The 16,818-nt window shown below is 72.2% G+C and carries 15 protein-coding genes; 14 read left to right on the forward strand and 1 reads right to left on the reverse strand.

What is annotated here, in order from left to right; translation table 11 throughout:
* Nucleotides 1-7 precede the first annotated feature (7 nt).
* The 13 genes from HL189_RS10435 to menC all read left to right on the forward strand — a co-directional run bounded on the left by HL189_RS10435 (nucleotide 8) and on the right by menC (nucleotide 13,462).
* Nucleotides 8-1,222 carry a hypothetical protein gene (locus tag HL189_RS10435; RefSeq protein WP_369133622.1) on the forward strand — a complete coding sequence of 405 codons (1,215 nt, stop codon included), beginning with the start codon at nucleotides 8-10 and terminating at the stop codon, nucleotides 1,220-1,222.
* Nucleotides 1,223-1,544: 322 nt separating this feature from the next.
* Nucleotides 1,545-1,832, forward strand: coding sequence for a hypothetical protein (locus HL189_RS10440; protein WP_369133623.1), 288 nt, complete (start codon nucleotides 1,545-1,547; stop codon nucleotides 1,830-1,832).
* Between the two features lie 481 nt (nucleotides 1,833-2,313).
* The gene (locus HL189_RS10445) at nucleotides 2,314-2,538 is read left to right on the forward strand and encodes a helix-turn-helix domain-containing protein (protein WP_369133795.1); all 225 of its coding nucleotides are present in this window, start codon (nucleotides 2,314-2,316) and stop codon (nucleotides 2,536-2,538) included.
* Entirely contained in the window at nucleotides 2,535-2,894 is a 360-nt protein-coding gene (locus tag HL189_RS10450) for a serine hydrolase (protein WP_369133624.1), read from the forward strand. Before HL189_RS10445 ends, HL189_RS10450 begins: the two co-directional genes overlap by 4 nt.
* 31 nt (nucleotides 2,895-2,925) lie before the next feature.
* Nucleotides 2,926-3,543, forward strand: coding sequence for a serine hydrolase domain-containing protein (locus tag HL189_RS10455; protein WP_369133625.1), 618 nt, complete (start codon nucleotides 2,926-2,928; stop codon nucleotides 3,541-3,543).
* 644 nt (nucleotides 3,544-4,187) lie between these two features.
* Nucleotides 4,188-5,696 carry a sugar ABC transporter ATP-binding protein gene (locus HL189_RS10460; protein ID WP_369133626.1) on the forward strand — a complete coding sequence of 503 codons (1,509 nt, stop codon included), beginning with the start codon at nucleotides 4,188-4,190 and terminating at the stop codon, nucleotides 5,694-5,696.
* The gene (locus tag HL189_RS10465; protein WP_369133627.1) at nucleotides 5,693-6,715 is read left to right on the forward strand and encodes an ABC transporter permease; all 1,023 of its coding nucleotides are present in this window, start codon (nucleotides 5,693-5,695) and stop codon (nucleotides 6,713-6,715) included. The genes HL189_RS10460 and HL189_RS10465 overlap by 4 nt, the downstream gene beginning before the upstream one ends.
* 57 nt (nucleotides 6,716-6,772) lie before the next feature.
* Nucleotides 6,773-7,924, forward strand: a complete 1,152-nt coding sequence (locus HL189_RS10470) for a sugar ABC transporter substrate-binding protein (RefSeq protein WP_369133628.1) — start codon at nucleotides 6,773-6,775, stop codon at nucleotides 7,922-7,924.
* Complete coding sequence (locus HL189_RS10475) at nucleotides 7,921-8,826, forward strand: serine hydrolase (protein ID WP_369133629.1); 906 nt, start codon at nucleotides 7,921-7,923, stop codon at nucleotides 8,824-8,826. Before HL189_RS10470 ends, HL189_RS10475 begins: the two co-directional genes overlap by 4 nt.
* The gene (locus tag HL189_RS10480) at nucleotides 8,823-10,415 is read left to right on the forward strand and encodes an amidohydrolase family protein (RefSeq protein ID WP_369133630.1); all 1,593 of its coding nucleotides are present in this window, start codon (nucleotides 8,823-8,825) and stop codon (nucleotides 10,413-10,415) included. Before HL189_RS10475 ends, HL189_RS10480 begins: the two co-directional genes overlap by 4 nt.
* Nucleotides 10,412-11,224: a GNAT family N-acetyltransferase gene (locus HL189_RS10485; protein WP_369133631.1), complete on the forward strand. Its 813-nt coding sequence runs from the start codon at nucleotides 10,412-10,414 to the stop codon at nucleotides 11,222-11,224. Before HL189_RS10480 ends, HL189_RS10485 begins: the two co-directional genes overlap by 4 nt.
* On the forward strand, nucleotides 11,217-12,356 hold the full coding sequence (locus HL189_RS10490; protein ID WP_369133632.1) for a M20 family metallopeptidase: 1,140 nt from the start codon (nucleotides 11,217-11,219) through the stop codon (nucleotides 12,354-12,356). Before HL189_RS10485 ends, HL189_RS10490 begins: the two co-directional genes overlap by 8 nt.
* Complete coding sequence (gene menC, locus HL189_RS10495; RefSeq protein ID WP_369133633.1) at nucleotides 12,353-13,462, forward strand: o-succinylbenzoate synthase; 1,110 nt, start codon at nucleotides 12,353-12,355, stop codon at nucleotides 13,460-13,462. Before HL189_RS10490 ends, menC begins: the two co-directional genes overlap by 4 nt.
* A gap of 11 nt (nucleotides 13,463-13,473) precedes the next feature.
* Here menC and HL189_RS10500 read toward each other — a convergent pair whose 3' ends face one another.
* Nucleotides 13,474-15,045, reverse strand: coding sequence for a PucR family transcriptional regulator (locus HL189_RS10500; RefSeq protein WP_369133634.1), 1,572 nt, complete (start codon nucleotides 15,043-15,045; stop codon nucleotides 13,474-13,476).
* Between the two features lie 122 nt (nucleotides 15,046-15,167).
* On the opposite strand from HL189_RS10500, the gene HL189_RS10505 reads away from it, so the two are divergent.
* Nucleotides 15,168-16,757, forward strand: coding sequence for an amidohydrolase family protein (locus tag HL189_RS10505; protein WP_369133635.1), 1,590 nt, complete (start codon nucleotides 15,168-15,170; stop codon nucleotides 16,755-16,757).
* Nucleotides 16,758-16,818 lie beyond the last annotated feature (61 nt).

Consider the following 16,818-nt stretch of genomic DNA (forward strand, 5'->3'; position numbering starts at 1 on the left):
GGTCACCATGACCAACCCTGCGCTCGCCGCGGCCATCAGCACACAGCAGGTCGTTCTGGCGGCCGCCAAGCAGAGCCAGCGCGCTCGAGACGAAGCCCACCGCAAGGTCCTGGCCGATCTAACTCCCGGGGTCTACTGGGAGGTCGGGGAGCGTGCAGATTTCTACCGATTCTTCTACGACGAATGCCAACGGCTCGGCCACGAGGTGCGGTGGCCGCTGGCGGCCAGCGTCGTCGCGACACAGGCGTACATCGGCAGCAATCCGTCGAGCGAATCCGGAAAGCTATTGGGTTTGGTGACCGATGGGTTCCAGAGCATGCTGCGTCTGGGCAACCAGGTCATCTTCGACGATGTGCTACCCAAACTTCATGCGTTGTCGATCAGGTCCGACAAGCTGAAGGATCAGGCCGCCATCGACTGGGATTCGCAGATCTTGTCCGAGGAGCAGTCGCTCATTCAGCCCCTCTACGAGCTGTTGCCGGCACGCGATCTGCAACTCGCGCGCAGCTTGGCGAGCCGAGCGAACTTCCGCAGTGGCGTCGGCGCCTGGTGGGTCGAGGACGAGATAACCGAGCGCGCGCTCAGCGGCCCGGGCCGTCGAGTCAACGACGTTCCGCCTTTCACCGGCAACCTGGTGACTCCCGCTGATCGCTGGCGCTACGGGATGCGACTGGGTGCCCTCTTCAGCACATTGCAGGTGACCGGGGAGATCCCGGCAGAGCCGCCGCCGCCGGCGGCGCGGTACGTCGATGGCACACGGCTCGCCGCCGTCAATACACGCCCCAATCTGCACAGCTTTGAGGCGCTGACCGACGGCTCGGTCGAGGAGAACAGACCGATCGTCGAGACGCTGCGTCGCCTCACTCCTCACGAACAAGCGCTGTTCATCGATCACGAACGTTTCGGCACCCGACTCAGGCGCCTGGTCAACCCACTGTGGCCGACGATGCTGGAGATTGTGGTGACCTGGCGGATCGATCTCGCACGGCAATTGCTGCTTCTGGACAGGCTGCCGGGTGCCTCGTGGACCCCGGTGCGGTATCCGGACATCAAGCAGTTGGTCGTCAACTCTCCGCCGGAACAACGAGCCAAGGTGCGTGGCGCGTTCTGGAGGGACTTCTTCGTCGACAAAATCTGCGAAAACGACACCATCGTCGAAGCCGTCGACGACTTGGGGATAGCAAATCCGGAACGGCAGGAGTGGATCGACGCGGAGCTCTAAGAACGTGTTGAGAAGGTCAACCGGTGGTCGGAAAGTGCGTCGTTGAGTCCCGAATGACTCCAGGGGGACCAGTACACGCAGCTGGGCGCATGACCCTCGGGACGCCTGGTAAGTGAGGGAACCTGAGCCCCTCCCCACACCTAGGAGTACGGCCCGTATCGGCCCCCTCAGCGCGTAGTTGCTGACGACCTGCCAGGGCGAGAACCCGAGGGCCCACGCCTCCCGAGATCTACGCCGTGACGGTCAGCCCGGACCCGATTTCCAAGATCACCGATTCGGTGCTCGAGGAGTCGGCGAGTGGCAGTCCCGCCCGCTGGACCGCATGTGGCCGGTGAGCTTCCTCGACGCGGTGGTCCGCGAGGTCCGCGACAACGGCACCGTGCGCAACAGGCCGCGCGCCTGGCCGTCGGGGGCGACACCGACGGCCAGCAGGAAGTCCTGGCATCTGGCTGGCGACCGACGGCGCGAAGGTCTGGCTGCCGGTGATGAACGAACTCAAGGTCCGCGGCGTCGGACGCGTCCCGATCGTGGTCTGGCGACGGCCTCACCCGGCTGCCCGAGGCGATCACCGCCGTCCGGCCGGACACCATCGTGCAGACCTGCATCGTGAACCTGACCCGCGCCAGCCTGCGCTGGGTCAACTACAAGGACCGCAGCGGGTCGCCGCCCAGCTTCGGCAGTGCATCCGCCCCGCGAACCCGCCGAGGCCGCTTGGAGGTGTACGAGCCTCCGAGGTACGAGCAAGTCGGCGAAGAATCGCATGACGAGCTCCTCGACGAGGCCGACCTTCGGGGACGCCCCGCCGCGCGTGCACTTGAGGCTGCATCTCCCGACGATCACCTGGACCGCCGCCGGGTACCCAGCTCTACCGCTACATGCTGCTGCGCCACAGCGGCGGCCGCCCGTGTCGATGACCGTCACCCACGCCGACGACGGGGCCGCCTCGGGCACTCGCGGCACAGGCACGGCGGGAGCTACGGCCGGGGGTGGCAGCCGGAAGCGGAGCTCGGACCGTCTTGCCGGATCTACGTTGTCGTCAACATTGGGTGACGACGCTCATCGAGGTGCTTGCCATGGTGGTGCACGAGTTGATGGCCTCGGCGCAGGCTGCCGGTGACGGGGATGCACGGGTGGCTCTGCGGGCGGCCGCTGAGCTGCGCCGGACAAGTGAGCGCATGGAGGCCCAGCTGGTCCGCCGGGCCCGCAACCAGGGCCTTTCGTGGGCCGAGGTCGCCGCGCAGCTCGGGGTCTCCAAGCAGGCGGTGCACCACAAGCACCGCGGCCGCGGCCTCCTCGGGACGGGGCGCGAGCCGTGAGCGCGGTCGTCGCGGACCTCGACCGTCGCCTGCAGGACCTGGGGCGCAAGGGGCACCATGCGGTGGTGGCCGGCGTCCTCGCCGATGGCCGGCGACTCTCCCGCGGATGGGCGCGTGAGGGCAGCGCGCCCGACGACTCGGCGCTGTTCGAGATCGGTTCGGTCACCAAGGCCGTCACCGGGGTGCTGCTCGCCGAGATGGTCCTGCGCGGGGACGTATCCCTGGAGGACCCGTTGTCCCAGCACCTTCCCGGCCCGCAGCCGGCGTGGCGGCACCGGGCACCCACGCTGCTGGAACTGGCGACTCACCGCAGCGGGTTGCCAAATACCCCCAAGGTCTGTCGCGCCGTGAGTTGACCTATGCCCTCGGCTTCGGGCGACGGGATCCGTGGGCCGGGATCAGCGAGGCCGACTACCACGCCCTGGTGGCTCGAGAGTCACCGCGACGCGCCCCCGGGGGCGGGTCGGCTACTCCAGCATGGCCGTTGGCCTGCTCGGTGACGCGCTGGCCGCCCGCGCCGGGACGTCGTACGAGCAACTGGTGACCGAGCGCGTGCTGACGCCGCTGGGGATGAGCGACACCAGGGTCACCGTTCCGCCCGGCCGGGCGCACAGCCTTCTCCAGGGGCACTCCCCCCGCGGCCGCCCGCGGCCGCCGATCGAGGACTTCATGCCGGCGGCGGGCGCCCTTCGCTCCACCGTCGAGGACATGCTCCGTTTCCTCGGCGCCTGCCTGCAGGCCCCCGAGGGCTCGCTCGGCCGCGCCCTGGACCTCGCCCAGCGGCCTCACGCACCCTTGGGGCGAGGACTGCAGATGGGGCTCTGTTGGGTCGTCCTGGCGAGACGTGGGCACCCGCGGGTGGTCTGGCACAGCGGCGGGACGTGGGGCTTCCGCGCCTTCGCCGGCTTCGCTCCGGAACGGGGCACCGCGGCGGTGGTCCTGTCCAACACCGCCCGCAGCGTCGACCGCCTCGGCTTCCATCTGGTCGAGGAAGGGCGGGCATGAAGGCCGCGATCCGGCGCATGCCGGCGATCACAACGATACGCGCATCCTCCGTCCTCGGCCGCGACCATGAACCCCATGCCACGCACGATCCGCCGGATCGACGTTCGCCACGCGGGGACCGCCTGGCCGCCCAGGCGAGCCGCAAGTCCCATGACCGGCCATGTGGCGCTGTGAGGCACGCGGAAGGCACGACACCCGCCTGAATCGCCGTTGACCAGCGAGTATGGCCCCAGGAGTCACTAGCCTTCCAAGCTGGCCATGCCGGTTCGATCCCGGTCACCCGCTCCACACACCGACCCGTCGTCCGTTGACCTTCTCGTGGCCGAGGCGGAAGACCATCACGCGATGGCCCCCTCGCGTGATCAGCCACGCGAACGGTGACCTGGACCGACACCCCAGACGGGGACGCCACCCCCGCCGATCAGCTGCGTGGTCACTTGGTTCCGGCGCTGCCATCAGGAGCGGTGCCGTGCGAGCTCCTCATGCCGGGTGTTGCAGGCGTGCTTCGCCTACGTTCCACGTCACCCCAGCCCCACGTTCTTCGTCCGGCAGGACGAATCAGATGGACGACCTTCGTCCGACTCGACGTAGATCGGGTCGAACCGCCAGCCCTACGTTTGCCCCATCGAGCCACAGGGGGTGCGATGCAGAGCGAAGCCGCCGCGCTGTCCGTCGACGGACTCATGAAGCAGTACGGCCGCCAGCGAGTGCTCGAAGGCGTCTCGTTCTCGCTCCGCCACGGTGAGGTCGCCGCGCTCCTCGGGGAGAACGGCGCCGGCAAGTCCACGCTGGCCAAGCTGCTCGCCGGTGCGATCACCCCGGACGGGGGCACCATCGCCGTCGAGGGGCGGCAGGTCCCGCTGAGCAGCCCTCGCGCGGCGATCCAGCACGGGATCTCCTTCATGCCGCAGGAGCTCATCTACGTCCCGCGGCTGACCGTGGCGGAGAACATCTGCCTGGGGCGGGTGCCCGGTCGCCTGGGGGCGACGAGCCCGCGGGCCATCCGCCGACGGGCCCAGGAGGAGGCCCGGACCTTCAACCTCGACCTGCCGCTGGACCGGGACATGGACTCCCTGCCCCTGGCGCAGCAGCAGCAGGTCGAGATCCTCAAGGCGCTCGCCCGGCGCTCCCGCATCCTGCTCCTGGACGAGCCCACCGCCGCGCTCTCCTCGAGCGACAGCGACCAGCTCCTCCAGCTCACCAGCACCCTCGCTGCCCGCGGCGTCGCCATCCTCTACATCAGCCACCGCCTCGACGAGGTGTTCCGCGCGTGCGACACCGCGCACGTCCTCCGCAACGGCCGGCTGGTGCAGTCCACCCCGGTGCAGGACACCTCACCGCACGAGGTGATCGAGCAGATGCTCGGGCGCCCCCCGGAGGAGGCCGACTTCACCGCGGAGGACCGCCCCGCAACCCGCCCGGTCCTCGAGCTCGCCGCATGGAACCGGGAACGGACGCCGACGCTCAGGGACGTGTCGCTCACCGTCGGCGCGGGCGAGATCGTCGGGCTCTACGGGGTCCGCGGGTCGGGGGCCGAGACCGTCGCGGAGGCGCTCGGCGGCCTGCACGACGACGTCAGCGGCTCGACCGTCGTGGACGGCCGTCAGATCAAGCGGATCACCGGCCCGATCACCACCCGCCGCGCCGGCATCGCCTACGTCCCGGCCGACCGGAAGTCGCAGGGACTGGTCTCCATCATGCCGATCGTCTCCTCGCTGTCCCTGACGGTGCTGCACTCGCTGACCAGGTTCGGCATCGTCCGGCGCCGGCGGGAGTCCGCCCTGGCCGCCCGGCTCGCCCAGCAGGTCCTCCTGCGCGCCCGGAGCCTCAACCAGCCGGTGGGCGAGCTCTCCGGCGGGAACCAGCAGAAGGTCCTGGTCGGCAGCCGGCTCGCCGTCAAGCCGAAGGTGCTGGTCCTGCAGGAGCCGACCCGCGGCGTCGACGTCGGCGCCCGACTCGAGCTGCACCGTCTGCTGCGGGCGCTCGCCGACGAGGGGACCGGCCAGCTGCTGGTCACCTCGGACATCGAGGAGGCCGTCGGACTCAGCGACCGCCTGCTCATCATCCGGGACGGTCAGGTCGTCCACGAGATCGCCCGCCCCAGCCTCGCGTCCCAGTCCGAAGCGCTGCATGCCGCAGGAGGTCCCCAGTGAGCTCGACGACCGACACCCCCGCCCCGGAGGTCGGTGCGGCCACCGGCACGCAGGGCGCGAGCCGCACGCGCCGGCTGTCGATGAGCGACGGCGCACTGCAGACGCTGCTGCTCTTCGCGTTCCTCGTCCTGATCGCCGCCTACTTCACCTCGCAGGACTCCGACTTCCTCAGCACGAGGAACGGGCTGAACATCCTGGTCAACGTCGGCGTGATCGGCATCGTCTCGATGGGGCAGCTGCTGGCCCTCATCTCGGGCGGCTTCGACCTCTCGGTCGGCGGCATCGTGCCCCTCGGCGCGGTGACATTCGCCCTCCTGGTCAACGCCGGCTACTCCGTGCCCACGGCGCTGCTGGTCGTCATCGCGTTCGGCGCCGTGTGCGGTGTGGTGAACGGTCTGCTCATCGCCAAGGCGCGGATCAACCCGCTGATCGCCACCCTCGGCACCCTGTCGGTGACCGGCGGGCTCGCCCTCACCCTCGCGGACGGCGTCCAGGTGCCCTTCGAGGACGTCACGGACGGGATCCTCACCCGGCGGTCGCTGTTCGACATCAACAACCACGTGTGGATCTTCCTGGGGCTGGCGCTCGTGATGTTCGCCGTCCTCCGCTACACCTCCTACGGCCGGCAGCTCTACGCCGTGGGCGGGAACAAGCAGGCCGCACGCCTGGCCGGCATCCGGGTCGATCTCGTCACGATCAGCGTCTACGTGATCTCCGGTGCCCTCGCCGCCCTGGCCGGCGCCGTGCTGGCCAGCCAGCTGCTCACCGGGTCCGGTACCGCCGGCACCGGCAGCGGGCTGCAGTCGATCACGGCGGTCATCCTCGGCGGCGCCAGCCTCTCCGGAGGCGTCGGCGGTGTCCCCGGGACGCTCATCGGGGTCCTCATCCTCGGTGCGCTGTCCAACGGGATGGCCATCCTCACCGTGCCGTCCTTCTACCAGACGATGGCCACCGGGGCCGTCCTCCTGCTCGCCGTCGGCATCAGCCAGTTCCGCAGCTCCCGTCGCAGCGCCTCCTGACCTGCACCCGTCAGGCGCCACCACACCCGCCCATCCCCCAACCGAGAGGACCGCACCATGAGCCGTGCCCCCCGTACACGGACGACGGCGGCATCCGCCGCATCCCTCCTGCTGCTGCTCACCGCATGCGGTGGCGGGGACTCCGGCGGCTCCGGTGGTGCCGGCGGCGGATCCGGAGGCGGCGACACCTTCGAGATCGCCTTCGCGAACTTCACCGAGGCGGCGCCGCTGTTCCGGGTCATCCACACCAACCTCGACGACGTGCTCGCCCAAGGGGACTCCGGCCTCGAGGTCTCCTGGTACGACAACGCCGGCGACCCGGCCAAGATGACCGAGAACGCCCAGCTCATGGTCCAGGCCCAGCCCGATGCCATCGTGATGTACCCCGTCTCGGCAGCGACCCAGGGCATCTCCCAGGTGCTCGGCGACAGCGGCATCCCCTGCGTCTCGGTCAACCTCGACACCGAGGCGTGCGACTTCCTCAACATCGACAACCGGGCCCTCGGTGAGCAGACCGCCGAGATCGTCGGCCGGACCGCCGCCGAGCGCGGCTGGAACGCGTCGAACACCACCGTGATCATCGGCCAGAACGCGGCCTCGGGTGAGCAGGTCAACGACTGCGTCCGGTACTTCTACACGACCATCGCCCCGATCCTGGGCATGGAGGAGGTCGATCCCAAGAGCATCACGCCCACCACGACGTCGATCGGCGCGAACGCCATCCAGTTCGACGGGGCCTCGACGCTGCAGCCGTCCTTCGAGGCGGTCAGCAACCTGCTGCCCAGCATCCCGGCCGACCACAACATCATCCTGTACACGGTCAACAACGACTCCACGGCCGGCGCCCTGCGGGCCCTCGAGGAGGCCGGCCGCGGCGGTGAGGACACGCTGCTCATCGGCGGCCTCGGCGGGGACGAGACCGGCATCACGGCGCTCCGGGACGACCCGCGCTGGGTCGCCGAGGGGGACATCTTCGTCTCGTGGTGGGGTGCCTACGCCGCCGCGATGGCCAAGGCCGTCGCCGAGGGCGCCGAGCCGCCGGCCGACGTGACGCCGCTGCCGCAGATCGTGCTCGACAAGGAGACGGTGGACCAGTACCACGAGCCGGGCAGCGTCGAGGTCTCCCAGCTGCCCCCGCTGGTCGACGACAACCAGTTCCTCGAGGACAGCGGCGTGCTCCAGTACGTGCGGGAGGTGGCGGGCCTGTGACCAGCGCCGGCGACGTCGTCGCCCGCATCGCCGACCTGGCCGGGGACTTCACCGGCCAGCTGGCGGTCTCGGCGGAGGACCTGACCACCGGTGAGCGCATCGAGTGGCAGCCGGACCTGCTGCTGCCCACCGCGAGCGTGATCAAGGAGCCGATCCTGATCGCCCTGCTGCGGGCGGTCGAGGCCGGCGCGGTGGACCTGGCCGACCGGGTCACCCTCGAGGCCTCCGAGCGGGTCGGCGGCTCCGGTGTCCTCAAGCTCTTCGACGGTGGGCTGCAGCCCACCGTCCGGGACGTCGCGACCCTGATGGTCGCGGTCAGCGACAACACCGCGACCAACATGGTGCTCGACCTGATCGGCGGTCCGGAGCCGGTCAACCGGGCGATGACCGAACTGCGGCTCGACAGCATCCGGCTGCACAACGCGGTCGACTTCGACCTCATCGGGGACGACGTGCGCAGGCTGGGTGAGGCCACCGTGCGCGACCTCTGCGAGCTCGGCCGGCTCATCGCCACCCGGCAGGCGTTCGGGGAAGAGGTGAGCGCCACGGCCGAGGAGATCCTCGCGACCCAGCAGTACCTGGACCAGGCCATGCGGTACACGCTGGCCAACCCCTACGCCCGCGAGCTGGGCCTGGTCGCGCCGCTGTCGGTGGCCAGCAAGACCGGCTTCTTCACGGGCACCCGCGTGGACGCCGGCATCGTCCGGTTCGGTGCCGGCGGTGGGTTCGTCTACGCCGTGGCCAACCACGAGGCCTCCGACGTCTCCTTCCTCCCCGAAGCGGAGGGCGCCGTCCTCAACGGTCTCGTCGGGCGCGCGCTGGTCGAGCACTGGTGGCCGATCGACGCCGGTCCGCCGCCGGTCGTGCCGACCGCCTACGAGGCCCGCGTGGGGTCGCGATGAGCGAGCGGACGTTGCTTCGCGGCGGGCTGGTCGTCGACGGCACGGGCAGCCCCGCCACCCCGGCCGACGTCCTCCTCGAGGACGGCGTGATCGCCGCGGTGGAGGCGCCCGGACGGCTGAGCGAGGACACCGCGGAAGTGCGCGAACTGGGCGGCGCCGTGGTCTGCCCGGGCTTCATCGACGTGCACTCGCACGCGGACAACGCGCCGTTGCTCACCGAGGACGACCAGTCCAAGATCACGCAGGGCGTGACGACCGAGGTCGTCGGCAACTGCGGGTTCAGCCTGGCGCCGATCTCCGACGCCCACCGGGACGCCCTCCGCGGGCTGATGGGCCGGATCTTCCCGCCCCTGGAGGCAGACTGGAGCACGCTGCCGGAGCTGTTCGCCACCACCGACGCCGCCGGCTACGTCACCAACTACGCCCCCCTGGTGGGGCACCACTCCCTCCGGGTGGCGGCGATGGGCATGGCCGACGGCGCACCGGACGCCGAGCAGCTCGCGGCGATGCGCCGGGCCACGGAGCAGGCCTTCGAGGCCGGGGCGTTCGGCCTGTCCACCGGCCTGATCTACCCGCCGGGGCTGTTCGCCGCCGACGCGGAGATCCAGGCGCTCGCCGAGGTCATGCCGGCCGACCGGCCCTACGTCACGCACATGCGCGGCGAGGGGCGGATGCTGCTGGACAGCATCGCCGAGGCGATCCGCATCGGCGAGGCGGCCGGTCGGCCGGTGCAGGTCTCCCACCTCAAGGCGGCGGGGCGCGCGGTGTGGGGCCGGATGGGCGAGGCGCTCAGCCTGCTGGACGCCGCGCGGGAGCGCGGCGTCGACGTCACCCACGACGTCTACCCGTACCTGGCGGGCAGCACCATGCTCACCGCCACGCTGCCGCCGTGGTTCCAGGAGGGCGGCAACCCCGCGGTGCTGCGCCGGCTCGAGGAACCGGCCAGCCTGGACCGGCTGCGCCGCGACATCGAGTCCGACGACGGCACCTGGGAGAACCACGTCACCGCCTGCGGGTGGAGCGGGATCGTGGTGGCCTCCACGCGCAGCCACACCCACGACGGCAAGAGCCTCCAGCAGATCGCCGACGACACCGGGGTGGAGCCCCTCCAGGCACTGATCGACGTGCTGCGCGCGGAGGATCTCGAGGCCAGCATGATCATCTTCTCGATGCAGGAGGAGGACCTCGTCGAGGCGCTCCGCCACCCGCTGACGATGGTGGGCTCCGACGGGCTGCCCCCGGGCGGCGGCGGCAAGCCCCACCCCCGCATGTGGGGCACCTTTCCCCGGGTGCTGAGCCGGTACGTCCGGGAGACGGGGGTGCTGTCGCTGGAGGAGGCGATCCGCAAGATGACCTCCCTGCCCGCGCGGCGGTTCGGCCTGCAGGGACGCGGGGAGCTCCGGCCCGGTGCGGTCGCCGACCTCGTGGTCCTCGACCCCGCCGTCGTCCACGACGAGGCCGACTACGCCGATCCGGTCCGCCCCGCCCGTGGCATCCGCCACGTCTTCGTCGGAGGCCGGCCGGCTGTCGACGGCGGGACCTACGTGGGGAAGCGGCACGGCGTCCGGCTGACGCCGGCAGGGCCGTGAACGGCTCGGCGACCGGGGTCGCCGGCTCCCTGGTCGAGGCCGCGTGGCGGGACGCGGAAGCGGCCGCCCGGGGGGCGGGCGTCGAGATCCACCCGGCCACGCTGGGCGGCGTCGAGGCCGTGCAGGAGATCGTGGCCACCGTCTGGGGTCCGGGACAGCGACTGCAGGCCAACCTGCTCAGGGCGATGGCGCACGCAGGGGGCACCGTGGCGGCCGCCGTCCGTGGCGGGGAGCCGGTCGGCGCCTGCGTAGGGTTCCTCGGCTGGAACCGCGGCGTGCACCTGCACTCGCACATGGCCGCGGTGCGCGCCGAGGCGCGCACCGCCGGGGTCGGCTACGCCATGAAGCTGTGGCAGCGGGCGACCTGCCTGGAGAACGGCATCGCGGAGATCCGCTGGACCTTCGACCCGCTGGTGCGGCGCAACGCCTACTTCAACCTGGTGAAGCTGGGAGCCCGGGTCATCGACTACCGGCCCGACTTCTACGGCGAGATGGACGACATCGTCAACGCGGGAGACCACAGCGACCGCTTCGAGGTCAGCTGGCTCCTGGACTCCGACGACGTCGCCGCCGCCCTCCTCGGGACGCCTGCCGTCCTGGCCGGTCCCGCGGGCCTCGTCGTACTCCCCGAGGACTACGACGCCCTCCGCCGCACGGACCCCGCGACGGCGCGGCGGTGGCGGGAGCGCGTGCGGGCCCAGCTGGCCGCCCACTGGAACGCCGGGCTGCGCCCGCTGTGGGCGGCCTCGGGCGAGGGGTACGTGTTCCGGCCTGCCGCCCCCCAGGGAGGAGAGCGCGCCCGTGCATGAGCCCGCACCCGACGTCCTCGTCCGGCCCGATGGCGCGACCATGCTGGAGCAGGTCGAGCGCCTGGTCATGACCGAGTCGCCGAGCGACGACACCGCCCTCACCACGCGGTGCGCGGACCTCGTCGGCGACCTGGTGCACGACGTCCTCGGCGAGCGACCGCACCGGCTCGAGGTCGAGGGGCGCACCCACCTGCTGCTGCGCTCGGGCGCTCGACGCCCGGTCCTGCTGCTCGCCCACCTGGACACGGTCTGGCCGGCCGGTACGACGGCGGAGTGGCCGTTCTCCGTCGACGGCGACTGGGCCACCGGCCCCGGCGTGTTCGACATGAAGGCCGGCCTGGTCCAGGGGCTGCACGCAGCCCGGGCGGCGGGGGCCGACGGGGTGGACCTGCTGGTGACCAGCGACGAGGAGATCGGCTCCCCGACGTCGCGCCTCCTCATCGAGCGGGAAGCCGCCCGGGCCCGGGCGGTCCTCGTGCTGGAACCCGGCGTCGAGGGGGCGCCCAAGACCGCCCGCAAGGGCGTGTCCATGTACACGCTGAGGGTGCACGGCCGGGCCAGTCACGCCGGCCTGGAACCGGAAGCCGGCGTCAACGCCCTGGTGGAGCTGGCCGCCCAGGTGGCCGCCATCCACTCGCTGCAGGCGCCCGAGGCGGGCACGACGGTCACCCCGACCGTCGCTCGTGCCGGGACGACGTCGAACACGGTGCCCGCACAGGCCCAGGTCGCCGTCGACGTCCGCGCGTGGACGGCACAGGAGCAGGACCGCGTCGACGCCGGGCTGCGCGCGCTCACCCCCACCCTCCCCGGCGCCACGCTCGACCTGCTCGGCGGGGTGAACCGGCCGCCGCTGGAGTCCTCCGCCTCCGCGGCGCTGATGGCCCGTGCCGCCCGCTGCGCCGCGGAGCTGGGCATCCCGCTGCCGGCGGGGCAGGCGGTGGGTGGCGCCTCCGACGGCAACTTCACCGCCGGCATCGGCGTCCCCACCCTGGACGGACTGGGGGCGGTGGGGCGTGGCGCACACGCCCGCGGAGAGCGCGCGTCGGTCGCGGCGCTGCCCGAGCGCGCCGTCCTGGTCGCCGCCCTCATCCGCGCACTCACCCGAGACGACTCCCCGGAGGACCCGACGTGAAGATCGAGATGGTGGAGCTGCGCCGCATCGCGATGCCGCTGCGACGCCCCTTCCGGACCTCGTTCGGCACCCAGACCCGGCGCGACATCCTCCTGGTGCGCGTGGTCACCGACATCGGCGAGGGCTGGGGCGAGTGCGTCGCCCTGGCCGACCCGGTGTACAGCAGCGAGTACGTCGAGGGCGCCCAGCAGGTGCTCCGGGAGTACCTGGCGCCGCAGGTGCTGGCCGCCCCGCTGGCCTCGGCCCGGCGGATGGCCGACCGGGTGTCGGCGGTCATCGGGCACCGGATGGCCAAGGCGGCCCTGGAGACCGCGCTGCTCGACGCCGAGCTGCGCGCGGCGTCGATGTCACTGGCGACCTACCTGGGCGGCGTCCGCGACCGGGTGGACTGCGGCGTCTCGGTCGGCATCGCGCCCTCCGTCCCGGAGCTGGTCGACGAGGTCCGCGGGTACGTCGAGGAGGGGTACCGGCGGATCAAGCTCAAGGTGGAGCCCGGCTGGGACGTCGAGCCCCTGGCCGCCGTGCGGGCGGAGTTCGGCCCGGACCTGCTGCTGCAGGTGGACGCCAACACCGCGTACACGACGACGGACCTGCGCCGGCTCGCGCGGTTCGACGAGTTCGACCTGCTGCTCATCGAGCAGCCCTTCGCCGAGGAGGACCTGGAGTCCCACCGCGTCCTCAGCCGGGCGATCCGGACGCCCGTCTGCCTGGACGAGTCCGTGGTGTCCGCCGCCTCGGCCGCGGACGCCATCCGGCGCGGTGCCTGCAGCGTGGTGAACATCAAGGCCGGGCGGGTGGGTGGCTACCTCGAGGCGGCCCGGGTGCACGACGTGTGCACGGCCCTGGGCGTCCCCGTGTGGTGCGGCGGCATGCTCGAGACCGGGCTCGGCCGGGCGGCCAACGTGGCACTGGCGTCGCTGCCCGGTTTCACGCTGCCCGGTGACACCTCCGGCTCGGGTCGCTTCTACGTCGAGGACATCACCGAGCCGTTCGTCCTGGAGGACGGGCAGCTCGCCGTCCCGCAGGGGCCGGGCCTGGGCGTGGCACCCCGCACGGACTTCCTGGACGAGGTCACCACCAGCCGGGAGGAGCTGACCGCCGGGTGACGCCGGCCCGGTCAGCCGGGCGGGAGCGCGCGCAGCTGGAGCGCCGCGACGATGCGCTCGGAGGGGTCGGACAGCTCCAGCCCCACCTGCTCCTGCAGCCGGCGCAGGCGGTACCGGAAGGTGTTCGGGTGCACGCCCAGGCGCTGGGCGGCCGCGCGGACGTCCCCGAAGCAGTCCAGGTAGGCCGCAAGGGTGCCGACGAGGACGCCGCTGCGGTCGGCCTCCACCAGGGTCTGGACCTTGCCCCCGCGCAGGTCGGCGCGCTCGCGGACGAGGTCCACGAGGTCCAGCAGGGTCACCTGGCTCCGGACGTCGGCGTACGTGACGACGGACTGCTCGACCATGCCGTGCCGCAGCACCCGCAGCGCGCTGTCGGCCCGGCGGCGGGACACGGCGATCTCCCGTGGCTCGGTGGCCAGCGAGCCCACCGATGCGAGGACCTCCAGGCCGGTGGCGCGGGAGGCGTACCGGGCCGCGTCGGCGGCCACCCGCAGCGCGGCCGCGGCCTCGGCCGCTGCCTCGGCCCGCCCCTTCCCGCCGGCGGGGACGACCGAGTAGACCCGCGGCCCCTGCTCCACGACCAGTCCCCGGCGGCCCAGCGTGGCCCAGTACGTGGTCACCGCCCGGGCGAGCCGCGCGCGGGCCGGCAGGGCCTCCTGCGACTCCAGGACCATCACCCAGTGGTCGTCGTCCAGGCGCAGGCCGGCACTGGTCGCGAGCAGGTCGGCGGGGCTGCCGCCGGCGAGCAGCTCCCGGGCGACGTCCTGGACGCGGGTCTGGTCGGCCTGCAGCTCGAGCCGGTGGTAGAGCAGGTGCAGCGCCGCGGTGCGGGCCGCCTCCTGCAGCACCGCCTCGTGGTCCTCGCGCAGCGGCCCGCCGGACTCGGCCACCCACAGGGAGCCCAGGAACTCCCCGGCCGCACGGATCCCGGTCGCCCACCGCGGCCCGAGGCCGAGGTCGGGGACCGGCTCGGTGTGCACCACCCGGTCGGTGGACCGCAGCACCTGGAACACGCCCCGCTGCTCGAGCAGGGTCACGAACGGGCTGGGCACCGCCCGGCCGAGGATCGTCTGCTTGCGTGGCTCGTCGACCTCCGCGCGGATGCTCGAGTAGGCCAGCACCCGGTAACCGGGGTCCTCGATCGTGACGGCCCCGCCCACCCGCCGCGCCAGGTCGGTGGCGAACGCGAAGAGGTCGCCGAGAACTGCCCGGTCGGGTCGGTCCGCCGGGCCAGGGGACCCGCTGGCCACGGCGGCGCGCAGCAGCATCGCCAGGTGGGCCCACGGCGTCGCAGCGGCCACGAGCAGGGCGACGCCCTGCGCCTCCGCGTGCGCCCCCAGGACAGGATCCAGCGGGCGACCGGTCCGCAGCACGACGCCGGCCAGGTCGAGGGCGCTCGCCCGCTCCAGGAGCTCGGCCACGGCGGCCTCGGTCGCCTCGATGCCGACGGCCAGCAGCAGCTCGCCGGGCAGCGCGTCGGCCGTGGCCCCGTCGTGGATGCACACCCCGCTGACCCGGCGGCTCAGCAGGGCCACCGAGGTCGTCACCGGCCGCAGCAGCCCGGAGCCCACGCGTGCGAGCACGTCGGCGATCGTCGCACCGGTGTACGCGGGGCCCGCCGGTCCCGTCCCGTGGCCGGTGGTGGCCGCAGGCGGCATCACGCCGCCATCATGCCAGCGGGCCGGGCCGGACCGGAGGAGCAGCGATGCTGGACCTGATCATCCACGGCGGCAAGGTGCTGGACGGCACCGGGAACCCCGGCTTCCGTGCGGCGGTGGGCGTCGGCGACGGGCGCGTGCACCTCCTCCGGGGTACGGGGCAGCTACCCGAGGCAGCTCGCACCATCGACGCCTCGGGGCTGGTCGTGGCGCCCGGCTTCATCGACATGCACTCGCACAGCGGCCTGATGATCCTCTCCGACCCCACCCACCTGCCGAAGGTGACGCAAGGGGTGACCACGGAGGTCATCGGCGTCGACGGCAACTCCTACGCCCCCTTCCCCTCCCGGCAGGACCTCCTCGACTTCGCCACGGTCAACGCCGGCCTGGACGGCCGTCCCGACCTGCCCTACGACTGGGACACCGTGGCCTCCCTGCTCGGGCGCTTCGACGGCACCACCTCGGTCAACCTCGCGCTGCTGGTCGGGAACTCGGCGCTGCGCATCGCGCAGGTCGGCTGGGACGACGACCCCGCGTCGCCGGCCGCCCTGGCCAGCATGCGGAGCATGCTGCGCGAGGCGCTGGAGGAGGGCGCCTTCGGGCTGTCCACGGGGCTGGACTACCCGCCCGGGAGCTACGCCTCCACCGAGGAGCTCGGCCAGCTCAGCCGGGAGGCGGCCCGGGTCGGCGCGATCTACCACACCCACGTGCGCTACGACCTCGGCGACAGGGTGCTGGACCCCTTCCGGGAGGCGTTCACCATCGCCCGGATCGGTGACTGCCCGCTGCACCTGACGCACTTCTACTACAAGGCGGCCTACGGGACCGGGTCCGGCCCGCTGTTCGACCTGCTGGAGGCCGAGGTGGACGCGGGAGCCGACGTCACCTTCGACGGCTACCCCTACCCCTGGAGCAGCACGCGGCTGACCATCTTCCTGCCCCAGTGGATCCAGCGCGGAGGCCCGCAGCACCTGCTGCGCCGGCTGGCCGACCCGGCCTGCCGGGATCGCTTCAAGGAGGAGCTGGCCGCTACCGACTCCACCGACCAGTGGCGGCGGTTCCTCGACCGCGTCCGGGTGGGGCACTTCCGCACCCCGGCCAACCACCGCTGGGAGAGCATGCTCGTGTCCGGGATCTCCCGGGTCCGAGGGGACGCCGACGTCGTCGACACGTTCTTCGACCTGCTGATCGAGGAGGAGCTGGGGATCACCGAGGTCCACCCCGGGCCGACGGAGTCGACCCTGCCGAAGTTCGTCCGCCACCCCCTCGGCATGGTCGGCACCGACTCCACCTTCATCGGGGACAAGCCGAGCCCGCGCACCTACGGCTCCTTCCCGCGCATCCTCGGGGAGTTCGTCCGGGAGGAGTCCTTCCTGTCGCTGCCGGAGGCGGTGCGGAAGTTCACCTCCTTCCCGGCGCAGCGGCTGGGGCTGACCGACCGCGGGACCCTCCGGGACGGCGCCATGGCCGACATCACGGTCTTCGACGCCGACCGGGTACGCGCACTGGCCACCTACGACGACCCCCGGCAGCTGTCCACGGGGATCGAGTACGTGGTGGTCAACGGCACCGTGGTCCTCGATGGCGGCCGGCACACGGGGGCCCTGCCCGGTCGCGGCCTGCGGCGAGGACGCTGACCGCACCGACCCGCGGACGTCGACCGGGACGCCCTCCGCGTCGGCCGTGCCGGGCAGTCCG

This window comes from Modestobacter sp. I12A-02662, from assembly GCF_041028325.1.
GTDB lineage: Bacteria > Actinomycetota > Actinomycetes > Mycobacteriales > Geodermatophilaceae > Modestobacter.